The following is a 17,848-nucleotide window of genomic DNA, read 5'->3' on the forward strand; positions in this document are numbered from 1 at the left end:
CTTGCCCCCTGTTAATCGTCGCCTTTCAGTTTCTTACGCTCGACGTACAGCCCGGCCGCTTCCCGAACAAAGGCGGCACAGATCCGGGCCTGGTAGCGATGCTCCAGGTCGTCAGCGATCGCCAGTAGTTCCGCCTGGGTGGAACGGTATGGGCGCAGGGCGTTGTAGATCTCAAGGATCCGGTCGTCGGGAACCGCGGTGAGCTCGGCGGCCCGCTCAAAGTTCATCGCCAGCCGATCGCGTCCGGCATCCTGGGCGATCGCCGCCTGCATCCGCAGCGTTTCCGGGGTAATGCGCATGTCCTGCGCCGTAACGCGATCGCTTAATACGTTCTCCAGCGTCAGGTCATCGAGCGTTTTATTGGTAGCGGTTTTGACCCACTCCGGATGGCGGGTGGCTAACGGGTAGTCGCTGACTTTAGGCTGGCGAGCGGTGTCGTTTGTCGATGCGGCTGGCGCGGGCGTTGCCCCGTCCTGTAGGCTGTTCATCCGGCTCAGCACGTCGCGTACCATGGATTCAATTGCGTCGGTATTCATCGGGATATCCTTTGTTAAAGCGCCATGCGCAGTTCCTGCGGGTTTTTGCCGGTCACTACGTATTTGGTCTCTTTAATGTGCAAAATGGCCGACTTCGCCTGGTATTTGGGACGAGCCATCTGATCGTTGAGCGTCGGCACTGGCTGTGGCGACTCGCGTTTGGCGTAGCGCGCGGCGTTTTTGCCAATCTGGCGGTAGGTTTCCAGGGTCAGCAGCGGCGCCTGCGGGAAGAGTTCCAGATTGGAAAGCGGCGGCAGGCCCCGCTGGTGGATGACGGTGGTGCCTTTCGACTGAATACCGATCGAGATGCCGGAGCCGCTCAGGCGGTTGCCTTCCACCGCCACGAAGGCGACGTCAGAAGATTTAAAGCAGCGGATCACCCGGGCTTTGATGCCTTCTTCCTCAATGCCGGCGATCACTTCGCGCAGGATATTTTTATGCGGAATGCCGACGATATTGGCGGTTTGCGCCAGGCCAAAGGCGGGCCCGACGGCAATGATGACTTCATCCTGCTGCGTGCCGGGTTTGGCTTCGCCGATTTCCGTCAGGAAGCTGTCGCTGGACACAGGCGCAACAGCGGCCGACGCGACGGAAGCGGCAGGCGCGCTAAAGGAGACCGGCTTATCTGCGCCTGATTTCATCTCCGACAGCACCTCTTCGATAATCTGGCGCAGCAGCGTTTCGTTAATTTCCATTTTTCACCCCTTAGCCAAGTTCATTGGGATCGAGCGCGCCCGGAATATTTTTAATCTCTTCCCAGCGCTCGCCTTGCAGGCGGTAGCCTGTTGCCGGACCGGCATAATCGTTCACGTCATTCACGGCCGAGAGCACCTGGCCTTCGCCGACGATGATGGCGGAGGTGTGCAGGTAGTCGCCGGTGAGCTTGGCTTTCTGAATATTGAGCATGTCCTGGGCGACATCGGGGAAGCCGCCTTTCGCCAGGGCTTTCACCACCTCCAGGCCGTTGCGGTTCTTGTTGATGATCTCCTGGGCAAACTTGATGTCCTCAACGATGTTGCGCTCAGGCATATCTTTTGAACCGTGGGCGTAAGTGGCGGCCTCCACCTCTTCATCCGTAATTGGCGGCAAACCCATGCCGGCAAATACCGCTTGCAGCGCGCGGGCGGCTTTATTACGAATGGCGATCACGTCCTCTTCACGCACCGGCCGCAGGCCGCCATCGACCTTCAGATCGCGCTGGATCACGTTGTAGTCGTCGAAGTCTTCGGCATCTTCGTTGGAACCGGCGAACATGTTGTCGTAGTTCGGCACCGCCGAGTAACCGGAGGAGATAAAGTCGGTGCCTGGCAGGAACTGCATCAGCAGGCGCGCGGTACGCCGCATATCCGAGTGGGTAAAGGTTTGATCGTTACTTGAGGCGCACTCCAGATCCAGCGCTGAGCAAATCAGGTTTTCCGCCAGTACGGCGCGGATACCCGACGGTACGGCGGACGGCACGCCGATACAGCTGACGGAGCCATTCTGCAGGCCTTGCACCCCGGCGGCTTTGGTGATGTAGATGCAGCGCGCTTCGAGATACAGCATCGATTTGCCTTCGGCATAACCCATCTGCACTTCAGAGCCGGAGCCGGAGGTAAAGCGCATTTTCAGGCCGCGCGAGGCGTAGGAGGAGGCGAGGAAGCCTTTCGACCATGGGGTGTCATCGCCATCGGTAAACACCGGTTCCGTACCGTAGACCGAAATGGTTTCGGCATAGCAGGTATGGCCCAGCATGCCCAGTTTCAGCTCGGTGGCTTCTTCCAGCGAACACTGGGTGAGGACGCCGGGGCGGCCCACCTGTGAACCGACCAGCAGGGCGATGGCGTTGAACGGCGCGTAGCGCGCCACGGCGACGGTGGTCTCCTGCTCGTCAAAGCCGCGCCATGCGCCTTCAGCGGCGTCGGCGGCAATCTGTACCGGATTATCTTTGATATTAGTGACATGCGCCTGCTGGGACGGCGTGCGGCGGGCGCGCATTTTTTGCATCGCCATCATCATCTCGACCACGTTCATATGCGACACCACTTCGACGATTTTCGCCGGGGTCATCGCGGTGGTGAGCGGCACGATGTCGCTGCGTTTAACGTTCGGGTCGCAGAGCATATTGGCGAGCTTGACCGAATCCATGGCCATCACTTCTTCGGCACGCGCCAGATTGATACCGTAGCGCGCGATAAAGTGGTCAATCAGGTCGAACTGCTCAACCGGTTTGCCGTCGAGTTCGGTCACCGCGCCGTTGACGATGCGGATAGAGGGTTTGGGATCGTTAGGGCTTTCCATCGCGATAAAGCCCTCTTCAATCCACTCCTTAACGAAACCATCCTGATTCACAGGGCGTTTCGCCAGTGCTTCAAATCTTTTCGATCTCATGAATCAGCCTCGCGGATATTAAATGTAGGAGGGGCGATCGTTTTTCGGTTCGGCGCCCAGCGTCCCCAGTACGGTTTTGCCGATCTCCCGGGCGGAGATCACCGCCTGGCGCACCGCCCCTGAGTCGCCGGAAATCACCAGGATGGCTTCGTTGCTGAAGCTGGTGCCGTGGGCCGGTGAGCTGTAAGCCACCACTTCGACGTTGGCTGATTTCAGCGCGGTATCGGCCATCAGCACGCCAACGGACGCCGGCGCGCCGACGATAATCCCGCAGGCGCGGCCCAGCGGAGCGCCGAAGGCTTTTTCCAGGGCGTAGCTGGCGCGCGCGGTATACTGCAGCTCGATATGACCCGCCTCGTTGCCGTAGACATCGCCGAAAGTACGGTCCAGCTCTTTGAGCGCGACCTCAATCCCGCGTTTGACGTCGGAAACATCGTTCCCGCCCAGCACAATCAGTGAGCCATGGCCTGCGCCGCCTTTGGTGTCGCGAGGAAGCTCAATGCTGACCACTTCGGTGTTGGTGGCTTTGACCGCTTCATCGGCGGCCATAATGTGCGGCCCGGCGCCGGTGCGCGCACCGAGGATGCCGATAGAGCGATAGCGTTTTTCAAGCTTCATGGCTTCCAGCAATGCGGCATCCACGTTGGCGATGACCAGCCCGAGGGTGTCGCCAATGGCGGTCCCGACAAATTCCGTTAAGCTGCAGCTTTTCTCTGCCATAGCCGTCTCTCCTGTGGGATGGGGGGTATCGGGAAGCGCCTGCTGCTCTGGCGTCGCCACACGGGCTATGACTTGCGCCATGATCTGTTCAACCAGCTCATTGCTGCTCATTGGCTATTCCCCTTCGGTAAGATTTTTTCAACATCGGTATGGGGGCGGGGAATGACGTGTACGGCTTTCACCTCGCCCACGTGGCGGGCTGCGGCGGCACCGGCGTCGGTGGCGGCTTTTACGGCTCCCACGTCGCCGCGCACGATGACGGTCACCAGGCCTGAACCGATCCTTTCGTAGCCCACTAATAAAACATTGGCCGACTTAACCATTGCGTCAGCGGCCTCTATGGCTGCGGTTAAGCCTTTGGTTTCTACCATTCCTAATGCTTCTTGTTGCATAAAGACCTCGCAGGGTATGTTCCAGTGAGGGAACTATATGGCGGGGCGGCGAAAAAGAATGGCTGAGTTGATAGTGTAGAGCGAAAAAATAGTGGTTTTTATATAATAATAAATAGCCATTATTTGTTTTATATTGTTGTTTTTATTGGTTTTTATTTTTGTTATTAATGTGATTATCTTGCGGATGCTGTTCCGTATTTACATTTTCAGGCGTGATTTTTTAAATTATTTTTGCTATGCGAGATTTTGCATGGTGTGATATTTGTTGGAAAATAAGCACTGCGCTTTTGCAATTTTTTATTATTGAGTTGGAAATAAAAATATCCCCTGAACGCCCGCCATTGCTGCATGAATTCGCGAGCAAATAGCAATAAATTGCTCTTCTTCAGCGACTTTACGCCGCCCGTTTTCCGCAGGATGCCAACACTTTGCTGCCGCCGGTTTCTATAGTGGGCCTCGCCGTACCCAAGGCGCCAGCGGATGGTTGGCTGGCCTGGACACGAACTTCGTCAAGAGGTGTCACAATGAATGGTTCTTTACGCGCGCAATGTATCGCCGAGTTTTTAGGCACCGGGCTATTTCTGTTTTTTGGTATCTGCTGCCTGAGTGCTCTGAAGCTGGCTGGCGCCAGCCTGGGGCTGTGGGAGATCTGTATTATCTGGGGACTGGGTATTTCTCTGGCGGTGTACCTGACGGCCGGCATTTCGGGGGGGCATCTGAACCCCGCCGTCACCGTCGCCCTGTGGCTGTTTGCCTGCTTCCCGGGCAGAAAAGTGGTGCCCTATATCGTGGCCCAGGTCGCCGGCGCGTTTGGCGGCGCCGTGTTGGCCTGGATACTTTACAGCACCCTGTTTACGCAATTTGAAACGGTACATCATATGGTGCGTGGCAGCCTGGAAAGCCTGCAGCTGGCCAGTATCTTCAGTACCTACCCGGCGCCTGAGCTCAGCATCTGGCATGCGGCGCTGGTGGAGGTGGTGATCACCTCGATGTTGATGGGGATGATCATGGCGCTCACCGATGATGGCAATGGCGTACCCAAGGGCCCGCTGGCGCCGCTGTTGATTGGCATTCTGGTAGCGGTGATCGGCGCCTCGACCGGGCCGCTTACCGGTTTTGCGATGAACCCGGCGCGCGATTTTGGCCCGAAATTATTTGCCTGGCTCGCCGGGTGGGGCGACATCGCGATGACTGGCGGAAGGGATATTCCCTATTTTATCGTGCCCATCATCGCGCCATTGCTGGGCGCCTGCCTCGGCGCCGCAATTTATCGTTTTCTCATCGCTAATAATCTTCCCTGTCATACCTGCGTTGAGGAGAAAAATACGCGTTAGCATCCAGTGAAAAATGTATTACTGAAATAGCAAAACTATTTCATGAACCGATATCACGAACCGCTCAAAAAGTCTCCCCGGGGTGGGAGACTTTTGTTATTGTCAATGCACTTTTTTATCGTCGACGGGATCTGATGCTAAAAAAGGGAAATATGAATAATATGTTTTATTTATAACAAAAAATTAACTGAGGGGTTTTATCATGATTTCTGCGAGTACCCTGAACTCAGAACTCATCAATAAAATCGCACAGGATTTTGCGCAAGCCACCAGTCTGGCGGTTGTGGTCGTCAATATTCACGGTGATGAGATTTCTGAACTGTTTAATTTCACGCCGTTTTGCCAACTCATGCGTCAGCACCCGGAGCACAGCGGACGCTGTCGCATGAGCGACCGCTGCGGCGGGCTGGAAGCCTCGAAAAATGACCAGCTGTGTATCTACCGCTGTCACGCGGGGTTAACCGATTTTTCCATCCCGCTGGTGATCGCCGGCCACCTCGTTGGCTTCGTGCTGTGCGGCCAGGTGCGTCTGAGCAATGATATTGAACTGGTTGATATTCTGAACGTGGATGACCGCTGGCAGGACGATCCGGCGCTGGTCCAGGCGTTTCGCGATGTGCCTGAAATGGACTATTCGCGGGTTATCGCTTCGGCGGATCTGCTGAAGCTGATCGTCGAGAATTGCCTGAAAAAACAGCTCAACTTTGTGGTGATCAAAGATAACCCGCCGCAGAACGACCCGGCGCAGGCCAGCCGGGCGGCCTCGCCGCACGATGGCAAAATGAAGAAGGCGCTGCGCTATATCGACGCGCATCTCTCCGATGAGCTGCGTCTGGAGGACGTGGCGGCGCACGTCTATCTCAGCCCGTACTACTTCAGCAAACTGTTTAAAAAGTATCAGGGGATCGGCTTTAACGCCTGGGTCAATCAGCAGCGGATGGCGAGCGCAAAAGAGCTGCTATGCCACAGCGACTGGAGCATTGCCAGCATCGCGCGGAATTTAGGTTTTTCGCAAACCAGCTATTTTTGCAAAGTGTTTCGCCAGACCTATCAGGTAACGCCGCAGGCATTTCGTCAGCAAATTAATGCCGGATCACAAACTGAGTCTTTTTAAATGACAATATTTTGCTATTGCCGATTTTTGATATCCCGGAGTATCTTCATCATTATAAAATGAAAAAAACGACAGTAGAGCAATAAATTGTCATAGCGCAACAAAATAGTGATATTCGAGGGATAAACTACACCAGTTTTTATTTTTGTGATGGGATAGAGTGTCCGTTAATACGAGACTGATGAATATCACAACACCGCTTCACCTTGCTGACGTCATTTTGCAGGCGATGAGGCGGTAAAAGTAAGCGTGAAACATTAACCGCGGATGCATGGCGCATCGGCGAATACAACCGACAGGTTCGACACCAGTTTGGTGTCAGGGAAGGGGGTGTAAATCCCCCGCAGCCCCCGCTGCTGTGATGCTGACGACCCCGCAAAAACCACTGATCGAAAGATTGGGAAGGGCGGGCGAGAACGAGGCTAAGCCAGAAGACCTGCCTGCCGGTAACTGACCAACAACTTCGGTGGGAAGTGGGTGGCTTAGCGGTGCGTGGTCGCAGGACCAGGCATGCGCGCAGCTATACCCCGACCACCTGAACAGGACAGGGTATGGCAACCAGGCGTGCGTTTATTCTTGCGGGTACCGGCAGCGGTTGTGGCAAAACCACCGTTACGCTTGGCCTGCTCAGCTTGCTCCAACAGCGCGGTTTGCGGGTGCAACCCTGTAAAGTGGGGCCAGACTACCTGGACACCGCCTGGCACACCGCCATCAGCGGCGTCGCCTCCCGCAATCTCGACAGCTTTATGCTTCCCGCCCCGATACTCAACGCGCTGTTTGCCGAACAACTGCAGCAGGCCGACATCGCGGTTATCGAAGGGGTGATGGGCCTGTATGACGGCTACGGCATCGACCCCAACTACTGCAGCAGCGCGGCGATGGCTAAACAGCTTGGCTGCCCGGTGATTTTGCTGGTGGATGGCAAAGCGGTGTCGACTTCCATCGCCGCCACGGTGATGGGCTTTCAACACTTTGATCCGGCCCTCAACATCGCTGGCGTTATCGTCAATCGGGTTAACAGCGAGGCGCACTTCCAGCTGCTGAAAAGCGCCATTGAGCGCTACTGTCAGGTGCCAGTGCTCGGCTATGTGCCGCGCGTGGAAGGCGTGGCGCTGCCCGAACGGCATCTGGGGCTGGTGACCGCCCGCGAGTCGGTGGTCAATCAGCAGGCATGGCGGGATTTTGCCAGCCTGCTGGGGCGCACCCTCGACATAGACCGGCTACTGGCCCTCAGCGAACTGGCCGCCATGCCGGCCGGCGAGTGGGGGGAACAGCTTGCCGCCGACGCCGGCGAAGGACTGACGCTGGCCCTCGCCGACGATGAGGCCTTCAATTTTTATTACCCCGATAACCTGGCGCTGCTGGCGCGCTGCGGCGTGAAGATGGTGCGCTTTAGCCCGCTGCGCGATCGCCAGCTGCCGGCCTGCCAGATGATCTGGCTCGGCGGCGGCTACCCGGAGCTGCATGCGGCCGGGCTGTCCGCCAACCATGAGATGCTGGCGCAGCTTCGCGCGGCGCACCGGCGCGGGGTGGCGATCTACGCCGAGTGCGGCGGCCTGATGTATCTGGGCACGACCCTGGAAGTCACCGGCGGCGAGCGCTACGCCATGGCGGATATTATTCCTGGACACAGCCGAATGGGGACGCGTCTGACCCGGTTCGGCTACTGCGAAGCGCAGGCGCAGCAGCAGACGCTGCTGGCCGCTCCTGGCGAGTGGCTGCGCGGCCATGAATTTCATTACTCCGATTTTTCGCCCGCCACCCCTGCCGTACTGGCCTGCCGTAAACAGCGAGACGGTAAGACGCTCCAGCAGTGGCCGGGAGGATGGCAGTCCGGCAGCGCCTTTGCCAGCTATCTCCATGTCCACTTTGCCCAGCGCCCCACCATGCTCAACCACTGGCTGCGAGCGGCAAGGAGGGCGCAATGACTCTTCTCGCCTGGTGTGTGGCCTGGATACTTGATGTGCTCATTGGCGATCCGCCGCACTGGCCGCATCCGGTGCGCTGGATAGGTCGCCTGATCACCGTCAGCCAGCGTGTGGTGCGGCGCGTCTGCCATAGCGACCGGGCGCTGCGCATCGGCGGCGGGGTAATGTGGCTGGTGGTGACCGGCCTGACATGGGGCGTGGCCTGGGGCGCACTGGCGCTGGCGCACGGGCTCCATCCCTGGCTGGGATGGCTGGTGGAGGTGTGGATGATCTTCACCGTGCTGGCGGGACGCTGTCTGGCACAGTCGGCGATGGCGGTGGCCCGGCCGCTGCAGGCCGGGGATCTCGCCGAAAGCCGGCATAAGCTCTCCTGGATTGTCGGGCGCGATACCTCTCAGCTCCAGCCAGCGCAGATCAACCGTGCGGTGGTGGAGACCGTGGCGGAAAACACGGTGGATGGCATTATCGCGCCGCTCTTTTTCCTGCTGCTGGGCGGCGCGCCGCTGGCCATGGCCTATAAAGCGGTCAACACCCTCGATTCCATGGTCGGCTATAAACACGAAAAATACCGGGCGATCGGCATGGTCAGCGCCCGTCTTGATGATGTAGCCAACTTCCTTCCCGCCCGGCTGAGCTGGCTGCTGCTCAGCCTTGCCGCAGTGCTATGCCGGGAAGATGGCGCCCGGGCGCTGCGTACGGGCTGGCGCGATCGTTATCAGCACAGCAGTCCTAACTGCGCCTGGCCGGAAGCGACCGTCGCCGGCGCGCTGGGGATCCGCCTTGGCGGCCCGAACGATTACTTCGGCCAGCGCGTTGAAAAGCCCTGGATAGGCGACGCCGTCCGCGACATCGCGGTGGACGATATTTCCCGAACCATTCGATTAATGTGGGTGGCGTCAAGCCTGGCGCTGGCGCTATTTATCGGCGTGCGCTACTGGCTGGTCGGCGCGGCCTGAGGAGAACCTGATGCAGTACATCCAACAACCGCAGGCGATCGAGGCGAAAAGCTTCGACATCATCAGCGAGATCATCGCCGAAACGCGACCGGACTACCGTTTCGCCAGCCCGCTGCACGAGGCGATTATCAAGCGGGTGATCCACACCACCGCTGACTTCGACTGGCTGGATATTCTGTGGTTTTCTCCGGATGCCCTGATCGCGCTGAGCGAGGCGTTGAGCCGGCCCTGCACGCTGTATACCGATACCACCATGGCGTTGTCCGGGATCAACAAAACCCTGCTGGCCCGCTTTGGCGGCGAATGCCGCTGCTATATCAGCGACCCACGGGTGGTGCGCGAGGCGCAAAGCCGGGGGATGACCCGCTCGATGGCGGCGGTGGATATTGCGGTGCAGGAGTCCGGGGAGAAAGTGTTCGTCTTCGGCAATGCGCCAACCGCACTGTTTCGCCTGCTGGAACATCGCGAGACGGCCATCGGCGGCGTGGTGGGGGTGCCGGTCGGGTTCGTCGGCGCCGCGGAGTCGAAAGCGGCGCTCAGCGAGAGCGGCCTGCCGGCCATCGCCGCGCTCGGCCGCAAGGGGGGAAGCAACGTGGCGGCAGCGATTGTGAACGCTCTGCTTTACCACCTGCGGGAGGCGCAATGAGCGATCAGACCTTTGACGCCCCGGTGTGGCATCACGGCAAAGCGCTGCGCAAGGGCTACACCACCGGCTCCTGCGCCACGGCGGCGGCAAAAGTGGCGGCGCTGATGGTGATGCGCCAGCATCTGATCCACCAGGTCTCGATCGTCACCCCCTCCGGCGTCACCCTGTGCCTGAACGTCGAGTCTCCGCACGTCGAAGGGCAGCAGGCGGTCGCCGCGATCCGTAAAGACGGCGGCGATGATGTCGACGCCACCCACGGCATGCTGATTTTTGCCCGGGTGACCCTCAATGACAGCGGAGAGATTAGCCTGCAGGGCGGCGAGGGCATCGGCACGGTGACCCGCAAAGGGATCGGTCTGCCGACAGGCAGCCCGGCGATAAACCGTACTCCGCGGCACACCATCGAGACCGCCGTTCGCGAAGCGATTGGCCCTTCCCGTGGCGCGCAGGTGGAGATCTTTGCCCCGGAAGGTGTACTTCGCGCGCAAAAAACCTATAACGCGCGGCTGGGGATCCTCGGCGGCATCTCGATTATCGGCACCACCGGGATCGTCACCCCGATGTCGGAAGAGAGCTGGAAGCGCTCGCTCTCCCTCGAGCTGGAGATAAAACGCGCCGCCGGGCTGGAGCGCGTGGTGCTGGTGCCGGGCAACCACGGCGAGCGCTTTGTCCGCGAGCAGATGGGCATCGACCCGCAGGTGGTGGTCACCATGAGCAACTTCGTCGGCTACATGATTGAAGAGGCGGTCCGGCTTGGTTTCCGCCAGATTGTGCTCATCGGCCACCCCGGCAAACTGATCAAAATCGCCGCCGGGATCTTTCATACCCACAGCCATATCGCCGATGCGCGGATGGAAACCCTCGTCGCTCATCTGGCGCTGCTTGGCGCGCCGCTGCCGCTGCTGACGCTGGTCAGCGAGTGCGACACCACCGAAGCGGCAATGGAGCATATCGACGCCTGGGGATACCAGCGTCTCTATAACCATCTGGCTGAGCGAATCTGCCAGCGTGTTCTTGAGATGCTGCGCTTCACTCAGCACCCGCCTGCCTGCGACGCGGTTCTGTTTTCTTTTGATAACCAGGTGCTGGGCAGCAGCCGTCCGCTGGCGGCGATTGCCCGGGAGCTGACATGTTGACGGTCGTGGGAATGGGCCCGGCGGGGCTGCAGTGGCTGGCCCCGGCCGCGCGCGAGGCAATCGCCGCCGCCGAGGCGCTGGTGGGCGGCAGCCGCCACCTCCGGCAGTTTCCCGACTTCGCCGGGGAGTGCTTTGCGCTGGGGGCCGATATGCCGGCGCTGCTGGCGTGGATCGAGGCCCGCGCCGGGCGCCGCGTCGTGGTGCTGGCCTCCGGCGATCCGCTGTTCTATGGCATTGGCACCCGGCTGATTGCCCACTTTGGCCGGGAACGGGTGCAGGTGATCCCCGGCATCAGCGCGGTGCAGTACCTCTGCGCCCGGGCGGGCATCGACATGAACGACATGTGGCTGACCAGCAGCCATGGCCGGGCGGTGAGCTTCGATGCGCTGGCCGCCCACCGGAAAGTCGCCATGGTGACCGACGGCCGCTGTGGTCCGCGGGAGATTGCCGCCCAGCTGACGGCCCGCGGCAAAGGCCACCGCTGGATGGTGATCGGCGAAAATCTGGCGATGGAAAACGAGCGGATCCACTGGCTGCCGGTCAGCGCCGTGGAGGACGAATATGAGATGAATGCGGTGGTGATCCTCGATGAAAGATGAGCTGTTTTTGCGCGGCGCCCAGGTGCCGATGACCAAAGAGGCCGTGCGCGCGCTGGCGCTGGCGAAGCTGGAGCTGCACCGGGCGCGCCACCTGATTGATATCGGCGCGGGCACCGGCAGCGTCAGCATTGAGGCCGCCCTGCAGAACCCGGTGCTGCGGGTGACGGCGATTGAGCGTCAGGCCGACGCGCTGCGCCTGCTGGCGGACAACCGGCAGCGCTTTGGCTGCGACAATATCGCTATCGTGGCGGGCGTTGCGCCGCTGGCGGTCGCCGACAAAGCCGACGCGATCTTTATGGGCGGCAGCGGCGGCCACCTGACGGCGCTGATCGACTGGTCGCTGGCGCAGCTGCATCCTGGCGGCCGGCTGGTGATGACTTTTATTTTGCAGGAAAACCTTCATAGCGCCCTGGGGCACCTGCAGCAGTGCCGCATTCGCGAGGTGGACTGTCAGCAGCTGGCGGTCTCCACCCTGGCCACGCTGGGCAGCGGCCACTATTTCAAACCCCATAATCCCGTTTTTGTCATCGCCTGTCAGAAGGAAGAAAACCATGGCTGAGACTTTTGATCCCCATTGCGTGTGGTTCGTCGGCGCCGGTCCTGGCGATCGCGAACTGATTACTCTCAAAGGTTACCGTCTGCTGCAGCAGGCGCAGGTGGTGATCTACGCCGGGTCGCTGATCAACACCGAGCTGCTGGCCTACTGTCCGCCACAGGCGGAGTGCCACGACAGCGCCGCGCTGCATCTGGAGCAGATCCTCGACCTGATGGAGGCGGGGGTGAAGGCGGGAAAAACGGTGGTGCGTCTGCAGACGGGCGATGTTTCGCTGTACGGCTCGGTGCGCGAGCAGGGCGAAGAGTTGACCCGCCGCGGGATCCGCTGGCAGGTGGTGCCGGGCGTCAGCGCTTTCCTCGGCGCGGCGGCCGAGCTGGGGGTGGAGTACACGGTACCTGAGGTATCGCAAAGTCTGATTATTACCCGTCTGGAAGGGCGCACGCCGGTTCCTGCGCGCGAACAGCTGGAGGCCTTTGCCAGCCATCAAACTTCGATGGCGATTTACCTGTCGGTGCAACGTATTCACCGGGTGGCGGAGCGGCTGGTGGAGGGCGGCTACCCCGCGACCACCCCGGTCGCGGTGATCTACAAGGCCACCTGGCCGGAAAGCCAGACCGTCCGCGGTACCCTCGCGGACATCGGCGACAAAGTACGCGACGCCGGGATCCGCAAAACGGCGCTGATCCTGGTCGGTCCCTTCCTCGGCGATGAGTATCACTACTCAAAACTGTACGCAGCGGATTTTAGCCATGAATACCGTAAAGCCTGAATCCATTGCCCTGTTTTGCCTGACGCCCGGCGGCGTGCGGCTGGCAAAACGGCTGGCGGCCATGCTGCCGCTCACCTGCTACACCAGCGAAGCGCTGCAGGAAGAGGGGTTTATCCCCTTCAACGGCGGCTTTGCCAGCGCAGCCCGCGAGGCATTCAGCAGTTTCTCGGCGCTGATTTTTATCGGCGCCACCGGGATTGCCGTGCGGGTGCTGGCCCCGCTGGTGAATGACAAGTTCAGCGACCCGGCTGTGGTGGTGATTGATGAGCGCGCCCGGCACGTCATCAGCCTGCTCTCCGGCCATGCCGGGGGGGCGAATGCGCTGACCCGCTATCTGGCCGGGATGCTCGACGCCGACCCGGTGATCACCACCGCCACCGATGTCAACGAGCTGGCCGCCCTTGACACGCTGGCCTTCCAGCTGAACGCCCGGATGACCGATTTTCGCGCGGCGGTGAAAACCGTCAACCAGATGCTGGTGAGCGGTATGCGGGTGGGGCTGTGGTGCGACGCTGAATTTACCGAGGCGCTAAGCCGGTGCGACCAACGCGGCTTTATCCCGGTAAGCGACCTGGCGCGCTTGCCGGCGCTCGACGCGCTGATCTGCGTCACCCTGCGCCGGTCGCTGCCGCCGCTGCCGGTACCTCACTGGAAGCTGGTGCCCCAGCGGGTGGTGGCGGGGATCGGCTGTCGGCGCGACACCCCCTGTTCCTTGCTCTGTACGCTGCTGGATCGCCAGCTTGCCGCTCAGCGTCTTGACCCGCTGGCGCTGAAAGCGATCGGCAGCGTGAGCCTGAAGGCAAACGAGCCGGGGTTGCGCCAGTTGGCTCACCGCTGCCGGGTGCCGTTCGAAACCTTCAGCGCCGAGGCGCTGCGCGAGCACGAGCACCGCTTTCCGGCCTCGTCTTTTGTCCGGGAGACGGTCGGCGTCGGCAGCGTCTCCGGCCCGGTGGCCTGGCTGCTGAGTCAGGGAAACCTGTCCGGCGAAACCCTGCGCGAGCAGGGCGTGACCATTACTTTGGGAGTAACACACTGATGTTAAGCGTAATCGGAATTGGCCCTGGCTCGCAGGCGATGATGACCATGGAAGCCGTGGAGGCCCTGCAGGCGGCAGAGATTGTGGTGGGCTACAAGACCTACACCCACCTGGTAAAAGCCTTTACCGGTGACAAGCAGGTGATCAAAACCGGCATGTGCAAAGAGATTGAACGCTGCCAGGCCGCCATTGAGCTGGCGCAGGCCGGGAACAACGTTGCGCTGATCAGCAGCGGCGACGCCGGCATCTACGGCATGGCGGGGCTGGTGCTGGAGCTGGTCAATAAGCAGCAGCTGGACATTGAGGTCCGTCTGATCCCAGGGATGACGGCGAGTATCGCCGCCGCCTCGCTGCTCGGCGCGCCGCTGATGCATGATTTCTGCCATATCAGCCTCAGCGATCTGCTGACGCCGTGGCCAGTGATTGAAAAACGCATTGTCGCCGCAGGGGAAGCAGACTTCGTTATCTGTTTTTACAACCCCCGCAGCCGCGGCCGCGAAGGGCATCTGGCGCGCGCCTTTGCGCTGCTGGCGGCCAGCAAAAGCCCGGACACGCCGGTCGGCGTAGTCAAATCCGCCGGGCGCAAAAAGCAGGAGAAATGGCTGACCACCCTCGGAGAGATGGATTTTGCCCCGGTGGATATGACCAGTCTGGTCATCGTCGGCAACAAAGCGACTTACATCGACAACGGTCTGATGATCACCCCGCGAGGCTACGCGCTGTGAACCACGGCGACGTGCTGGTTATCGGGGGCACCAGCGATGCGCGGGCGATCTGCCAGCAGCTGGACGCCGCCGGCGTGCGCTACACCCTGTCGGTGGCGACCCCCACCGGCGAGCGGCTGGCCGGCGATATCCGCGGGCGGATACGCTGCGGGCGCATGGAGTGGCAGCAGATGGCGGAGTGGCTCAGGGCGCAGCGCACCCGCTGGGTGATTGACGCCTCTCACCCCTACGCCGAAGTGGTCAGCCAGAATATTGTGCGCGCCTGCGCCAGCGTCGGGGTCCTGCTCAGCCGTTATCAAAGGCCGGAGCAGCTGAGCGATCTGCGCCATCCGCTACTTCACGTGGTCGGCGATCTGAACGAGGCCTGCGCGCTGGCCCGTCGCCTCGGGGAGCGGATCCTGCTGACCACCGGCAGCAAAGATCTGGCGGCCTGGCGGGCGGGACTGGCGGAGAAAACGCTGCTCGCCCGGGTGCTGCCGGTGCCGGAGGTGGTTCAGCACTGTAGCGATCTGGGGTTTGGCGTCGGGGAAATCTTTGCCCTCTGCGGGCCGTTCAGCGCCGAATTTAACGCCGCCTTTTATCGCCAGTGCCGGGCTGATGTTGTGGTCACGAAAGCCTCGGGCGCGGAAGGGGGCTATCAGGAAAAAGTACAACCCTGTCTTGATGCGGGGATCCCCTGCATCGTCATTACCCGCCCGGCGCCGCTGGTGAAGGGCGATGAATTACTGGAAAGCCAGGCCGATTTCGCTACGCGGCTGACGCGCTGGCTGTCGGCGACTTGAGGAACAGGATATGAAAAAAGCACTTCTGGTGGTGAGCTTCGGCACCAGCTATCACGACACCCGCGAGAAGAACATTACCGCCTGCGAGCGCGATCTTGCCGCCAGCTGTCCGGATCGCACGCTGTTCCGCGCCTTCACCTCGGGGATGATTATTCGCAAACTGCGGCAGCGCGACGGTATCCATATCGATACCCCGCTGCAGGCCCTGCAAAAGCTGGCTGAGCAGGGGTACCAGGATGTGGCGATCCAGTCCCTGCACATTATCAACGGCGACGAGTACGAGAAGATCGTTCGCGAAGTGCAGAGCCTGCGCCCGCGCTTTCAGCGCCTGACGCTGGGCGTGCCGCTGCTGAGCGGTCATGGCGATTATGTTCAGCTGATGCAGGCCCTGCGCCAGCAGATGCCGCCGCTGGCGGCGACGGAGCGAGTGGTGTTTATGGGGCACGGCGCCAGCCACCACGCCTTCGCGGCCTACGCTTGTCTGGATCATATGATGGCGGTGCAGGGTTTTCCGGCGCGGGTGGGGGCGGTGGAAAGCTATCCCGAAGTGGACATCGTCATTAACGAACTCTCCCGCCAGGGCGTGACCGGCGTGCATCTGATGCCCCTGATGCTGGTGGCCGGCGATCATGCCATTAATGATATGGCCTCCGACGAAGACGATTCGTGGAAAACCCGCTTTAATGCCGCCGGTATTCCTGCCACGCCGTGGCTGAACGGGTTAGGGGAAAATCCGGCGGTGCGGGCAATGTTTGTCGCCCATCTGCAGCAGGCGCTGAATAACGCGATGGAGAAAGCAGCATGAGCGGCAAACTCTACGCCCTGAGCACCGGGCCGGGGGCGGCCGATCTGATCACCGTGCGTGCGGCGCGGATCCTCGGCCAGCTGGATGTGCTGTATGCGCCAGCCGGCCGCAAAGGCGGCGACAGCCTCGCGCTCTCCATCGTGCGCGAGTACCTTGGCGCACACACGGAGGTCCGCTGCTGCCATTTTCCGATGAGCGCCGACAGCGCGGAAAAAGAGGCGGTGTGGAACGACGTCGCCGCGGCGCTGGCCCAGGAGGTGGCGGCGGGCAGGCAGGTCGGATTTATCACCCTCGGAGACGCCATGTTGTTCAGCACCTGGGTCTTTCTGCTGCAGCGGATTGGCTGCCCGGACTGGCTGGAGATTGTCCCTGGCGTTACCTCCTTCGCCGCCATTGCCGCGCGGGCGAAAACCCCGCTGGCTATGGAGCAGCAGTCGCTGGCGGTGATCTCCTGTACCGCGCCGGAAACGGACATTGCCGCGGCGCTGCGCCAGCATGACAGTCTGGTGCTGATGAAAGTCTACGGCCGCTTCGCCCGCATTAAGGCGCTGCTGGCGCAGGCGGGGCTGCTGGATGCGGCGCTGATGTTGTCAGAGGCCACCCTGCCGGGCGAGCAGTGCTGGCGCCGTCTGCGCGAGGTCAGCGATGACCAGCCGCTGCCCTATTTCTCGACCATCCTGGTTAACAAACAGTGGTAGGAGGCGTAATGAATCAGGTGAAATCGCTGAAGCAGCTTTCGTACGGGGGGCTGGCAGCGGCTGTTCTGCTGATCATCGTCCCGCAGGAGGCGTTCGCCATGCATATCATGGAGGGTTTTTTACCGCCGATGTGGGCGCTGGCGTGGTGGCTGCTGTTTTTACCCTGCCTGTGGTACGGCCTGGTGCGCCTGCGGCGTATCGTCCAGGAGGAGAGCAATCAGAAGGTGCTCCTGGCCCTGTGCGGGGCGTTTATTTTTGTTCTTTCGGCGCTGAAGATCCCGTCGGTGACCGGCAGTTGCTCGCACCCGACCGGCGTTGGTCTGGCGGTGATCCTCTTCGGGCCGGGCGTGGTGGCGGTGCTGGGGGCGATCGTTCTGTTGTTCCAGGCGCTGCTGCTGGCACATGGCGGCCTGACCACCCTTGGCGCTAACGGGATGTCGATGGCGGTGATCGGCCCGATGGTCGGCTATCTGGTGTGGAAGCTGGCCTGCCGGGCGGGGATCCGTCGCGATGTCGGGGTCTTTCTCTGCGCCATGCTGGCGGATCTGATGACCTATTTTGTCACCTCCGTCCAGCTCGGGGTGGCCTTTCCCGATCCGGCCACCGGGGCAGGTGGATCGATCCTGAAGTTTATGGGGATCTTCTGCCTGACGCAGATCCCGATCGCCATCGCGGAAGGATTGCTTACCGTGATGATCTACGATCAACTGACCAAACGGCGGCTGATCGCCGCGGAGGGACATTAA

At 61.0% G+C, this 17,848-nt stretch carries 20 protein-coding genes and 1 riboswitch; of the genes, 15 read left to right on the forward strand and 5 right to left on the reverse strand.

Going from position 1 to position 17,848, the window contains the following annotated elements; genetic code table 11:
- Positions 1–11: 11 nt before the first annotated feature.
- From pduE to pduA, 5 genes are read right to left on the reverse strand one after another with little or no spacing between them, the layout of a single operon-like run.
- Entirely contained in the window at positions 12–536 is a 525-nt protein-coding gene (pduE, locus tag CW267_RS11200; protein WP_032731193.1) for a propanediol dehydratase small subunit PduE, read from the reverse strand.
- 14 nt (positions 537–550) lie between these two features.
- Positions 551–1,231 carry a propanediol dehydratase medium subunit PduD gene (gene pduD, locus CW267_RS11205; RefSeq protein WP_016161755.1) on the reverse strand — a complete coding sequence of 227 codons (681 nt, stop codon included), beginning with the start codon at positions 1,229–1,231 and terminating at the stop codon, positions 551–553.
- Positions 1,232–1,241: 10 nt separating this feature from the next.
- Positions 1,242–2,906, reverse strand: coding sequence for a propanediol dehydratase large subunit PduC (pduC, locus tag CW267_RS11210; RefSeq protein WP_002915744.1), 1,665 nt, complete (start codon positions 2,904–2,906; stop codon positions 1,242–1,244).
- Between the two features lie 18 nt (positions 2,907–2,924).
- Positions 2,925–3,737, reverse strand: coding sequence for a propanediol utilization microcompartment protein PduB (gene pduB / locus CW267_RS11215; RefSeq protein ID WP_008806300.1), 813 nt, complete (start codon positions 3,735–3,737; stop codon positions 2,925–2,927).
- Positions 3,734–4,018, reverse strand: a complete 285-nt coding sequence (pduA, locus tag CW267_RS11220) for a propanediol utilization microcompartment protein PduA (RefSeq protein WP_002915737.1) — start codon at positions 4,016–4,018, stop codon at positions 3,734–3,736. The genes pduB and pduA overlap by 4 nt, the downstream gene beginning before the upstream one ends.
- A 524-nt stretch (positions 4,019–4,542) precedes the next feature.
- On the opposite strand from pduA, the gene pduF reads away from it, so the two are divergent.
- The 15 genes from pduF (at position 4,543) to cbiM (ending at position 17,848) form a co-directional block, all read left to right on the forward strand.
- Positions 4,543–5,352, forward strand: coding sequence for a propanediol diffusion facilitator PduF (gene pduF, locus CW267_RS11225; RefSeq protein WP_012540678.1), 810 nt, complete (start codon positions 4,543–4,545; stop codon positions 5,350–5,352).
- A gap of 202 nt (positions 5,353–5,554) precedes the next feature.
- On the forward strand, positions 5,555–6,466 hold the full coding sequence (gene pocR / locus CW267_RS11230; RefSeq protein ID WP_032736359.1) for a transcriptional regulator PocR: 912 nt from the start codon (positions 5,555–5,557) through the stop codon (positions 6,464–6,466).
- Positions 6,467–6,746: 280 nt separating this feature from the next.
- Positions 6,747–6,925: riboswitch (cobalamin riboswitch) on the forward strand.
- A 92-nt stretch (positions 6,926–7,017) separates the two neighbouring features.
- Entirely contained in the window at positions 7,018–8,394 is a 1,377-nt protein-coding gene (locus CW267_RS11235) for a cobyrinate a,c-diamide synthase (protein ID WP_008806297.1), read from the forward strand.
- Entirely contained in the window at positions 8,391–9,350 is a 960-nt protein-coding gene (gene cbiB, locus CW267_RS11240; RefSeq protein ID WP_008806296.1) for an adenosylcobinamide-phosphate synthase CbiB, read from the forward strand. The genes CW267_RS11235 and cbiB overlap by 4 nt, the downstream gene beginning before the upstream one ends.
- A 10-nt stretch (positions 9,351–9,360) precedes the next feature.
- Positions 9,361–9,996 carry a cobalt-precorrin-8 methylmutase gene (locus CW267_RS11245; RefSeq protein WP_008806295.1) on the forward strand — a complete coding sequence of 212 codons (636 nt, stop codon included), beginning with the start codon at positions 9,361–9,363 and terminating at the stop codon, positions 9,994–9,996.
- Positions 9,993–11,132, forward strand: a complete 1,140-nt coding sequence (gene cbiD / locus CW267_RS11250) for a cobalt-precorrin-5B (C(1))-methyltransferase CbiD (RefSeq protein ID WP_023298160.1) — start codon at positions 9,993–9,995, stop codon at positions 11,130–11,132. The genes CW267_RS11245 and cbiD overlap by 4 nt, the downstream gene beginning before the upstream one ends.
- Positions 11,126–11,731 carry a cobalt-precorrin-7 (C(5))-methyltransferase gene (locus CW267_RS11255; protein ID WP_023298159.1) on the forward strand — a complete coding sequence of 202 codons (606 nt, stop codon included), beginning with the start codon at positions 11,126–11,128 and terminating at the stop codon, positions 11,729–11,731. Before cbiD ends, CW267_RS11255 begins: the two co-directional genes overlap by 7 nt.
- Positions 11,721–12,290 carry a decarboxylating cobalt-precorrin-6B (C(15))-methyltransferase gene (locus tag CW267_RS11260; RefSeq protein WP_012540685.1) on the forward strand — a complete coding sequence of 190 codons (570 nt, stop codon included), beginning with the start codon at positions 11,721–11,723 and terminating at the stop codon, positions 12,288–12,290. Before CW267_RS11255 ends, CW267_RS11260 begins: the two co-directional genes overlap by 11 nt.
- Positions 12,283–13,056: a cobalt-precorrin-4 methyltransferase gene (locus tag CW267_RS11265; protein ID WP_004149602.1), complete on the forward strand. Its 774-nt coding sequence runs from the start codon at positions 12,283–12,285 to the stop codon at positions 13,054–13,056. Before CW267_RS11260 ends, CW267_RS11265 begins: the two co-directional genes overlap by 8 nt.
- Positions 13,037–14,092 carry a cobalt-precorrin 5A hydrolase gene (cbiG, locus tag CW267_RS11270; RefSeq protein WP_023298158.1) on the forward strand — a complete coding sequence of 352 codons (1,056 nt, stop codon included), beginning with the start codon at positions 13,037–13,039 and terminating at the stop codon, positions 14,090–14,092. Before CW267_RS11265 ends, cbiG begins: the two co-directional genes overlap by 20 nt.
- The gene (locus CW267_RS11275; protein WP_008806290.1) at positions 14,092–14,817 is read left to right on the forward strand and encodes a precorrin-3B C(17)-methyltransferase; all 726 of its coding nucleotides are present in this window, start codon (positions 14,092–14,094) and stop codon (positions 14,815–14,817) included. The genes cbiG and CW267_RS11275 overlap by 1 nt, the downstream gene beginning before the upstream one ends.
- Entirely contained in the window at positions 14,814–15,599 is a 786-nt protein-coding gene (locus CW267_RS11280) for a cobalt-precorrin-6A reductase (protein WP_008806289.1), read from the forward strand. The genes CW267_RS11275 and CW267_RS11280 overlap by 4 nt, the downstream gene beginning before the upstream one ends.
- Before the next feature lie 10 nt (positions 15,600–15,609).
- Positions 15,610–16,404: a sirohydrochlorin cobaltochelatase gene (cbiK, locus tag CW267_RS11285; RefSeq protein ID WP_008806288.1), complete on the forward strand. Its 795-nt coding sequence runs from the start codon at positions 15,610–15,612 to the stop codon at positions 16,402–16,404.
- Positions 16,401–17,102 carry a cobalt-factor II C(20)-methyltransferase gene (locus tag CW267_RS11290; protein ID WP_100781245.1) on the forward strand — a complete coding sequence of 234 codons (702 nt, stop codon included), beginning with the start codon at positions 16,401–16,403 and terminating at the stop codon, positions 17,100–17,102. The genes cbiK and CW267_RS11290 overlap by 4 nt, the downstream gene beginning before the upstream one ends.
- Before the next feature lie 8 nt (positions 17,103–17,110).
- Positions 17,111–17,848: a cobalt ECF transporter S component CbiM gene (gene cbiM, locus CW267_RS11295; protein ID WP_008806286.1), complete on the forward strand. Its 738-nt coding sequence runs from the start codon at positions 17,111–17,113 to the stop codon at positions 17,846–17,848.

Source organism: Klebsiella sp. X1-16S-Nf21 (assembly GCF_002837615.1).
In the GTDB taxonomy this organism is placed as follows: Bacteria; Pseudomonadota; Gammaproteobacteria; order Enterobacterales; family Enterobacteriaceae; genus Klebsiella; species Klebsiella variicola.

Excerpts from the sequence above, each read along its gene's own strand:
- pduE (WP_032731193.1), bottom strand. The coding sequence starts at position 536 with ATGAATACCGACGCAATTGAATCCATGGTACGCGACGTGCTGAGCCGG.
- pduD (WP_016161755.1), bottom strand. The coding sequence starts at position 1,231 with ATGGAAATTAACGAAACGCTGCTGCGCCAGATTATCGAAGAGGTGCTG.
- pduC (WP_002915744.1), bottom strand. The coding sequence starts at position 2,906 with ATGAGATCGAAAAGATTTGAAGCACTGGCGAAACGCCCTGTGAATCAG.
- pduB (WP_008806300.1), bottom strand. The coding sequence starts at position 3,737 with ATGAGCAGCAATGAGCTGGTTGAACAGATCATGGCGCAAGTCATAGCC.
- pduA (WP_002915737.1), bottom strand. The coding sequence starts at position 4,018 with ATGCAACAAGAAGCATTAGGAATGGTAGAAACCAAAGGCTTAACCGCA.
- pduF (WP_012540678.1), top strand. The coding sequence starts at position 4,543 with ATGAATGGTTCTTTACGCGCGCAATGTATCGCCGAGTTTTTAGGCACC.
- pocR (WP_032736359.1), top strand. The coding sequence starts at position 5,555 with ATGATTTCTGCGAGTACCCTGAACTCAGAACTCATCAATAAAATCGCA.
- CW267_RS11235 (WP_008806297.1), top strand. The coding sequence starts at position 7,018 with ATGGCAACCAGGCGTGCGTTTATTCTTGCGGGTACCGGCAGCGGTTGT.
- cbiB (WP_008806296.1), top strand. The coding sequence starts at position 8,391 with ATGACTCTTCTCGCCTGGTGTGTGGCCTGGATACTTGATGTGCTCATT.
- CW267_RS11245 (WP_008806295.1), top strand. The coding sequence starts at position 9,361 with ATGCAGTACATCCAACAACCGCAGGCGATCGAGGCGAAAAGCTTCGAC.
- cbiD (WP_023298160.1), top strand. The coding sequence starts at position 9,993 with ATGAGCGATCAGACCTTTGACGCCCCGGTGTGGCATCACGGCAAAGCG.
- CW267_RS11255 (WP_023298159.1), top strand. The coding sequence starts at position 11,126 with ATGTTGACGGTCGTGGGAATGGGCCCGGCGGGGCTGCAGTGGCTGGCC.
- CW267_RS11260 (WP_012540685.1), top strand. The coding sequence starts at position 11,721 with ATGAAAGATGAGCTGTTTTTGCGCGGCGCCCAGGTGCCGATGACCAAA.
- CW267_RS11265 (WP_004149602.1), top strand. The coding sequence starts at position 12,283 with ATGGCTGAGACTTTTGATCCCCATTGCGTGTGGTTCGTCGGCGCCGGT.
- cbiG (WP_023298158.1), top strand. The coding sequence starts at position 13,037 with ATGAATACCGTAAAGCCTGAATCCATTGCCCTGTTTTGCCTGACGCCC.
- CW267_RS11275 (WP_008806290.1), top strand. The coding sequence starts at position 14,092 with ATGTTAAGCGTAATCGGAATTGGCCCTGGCTCGCAGGCGATGATGACC.
- cbiK (WP_008806288.1), top strand. The coding sequence starts at position 15,610 with ATGAAAAAAGCACTTCTGGTGGTGAGCTTCGGCACCAGCTATCACGAC.
- CW267_RS11290 (WP_100781245.1), top strand. The coding sequence starts at position 16,401 with ATGAGCGGCAAACTCTACGCCCTGAGCACCGGGCCGGGGGCGGCCGAT.
- cbiM (WP_008806286.1), top strand. The coding sequence starts at position 17,111 with ATGAATCAGGTGAAATCGCTGAAGCAGCTTTCGTACGGGGGGCTGGCA.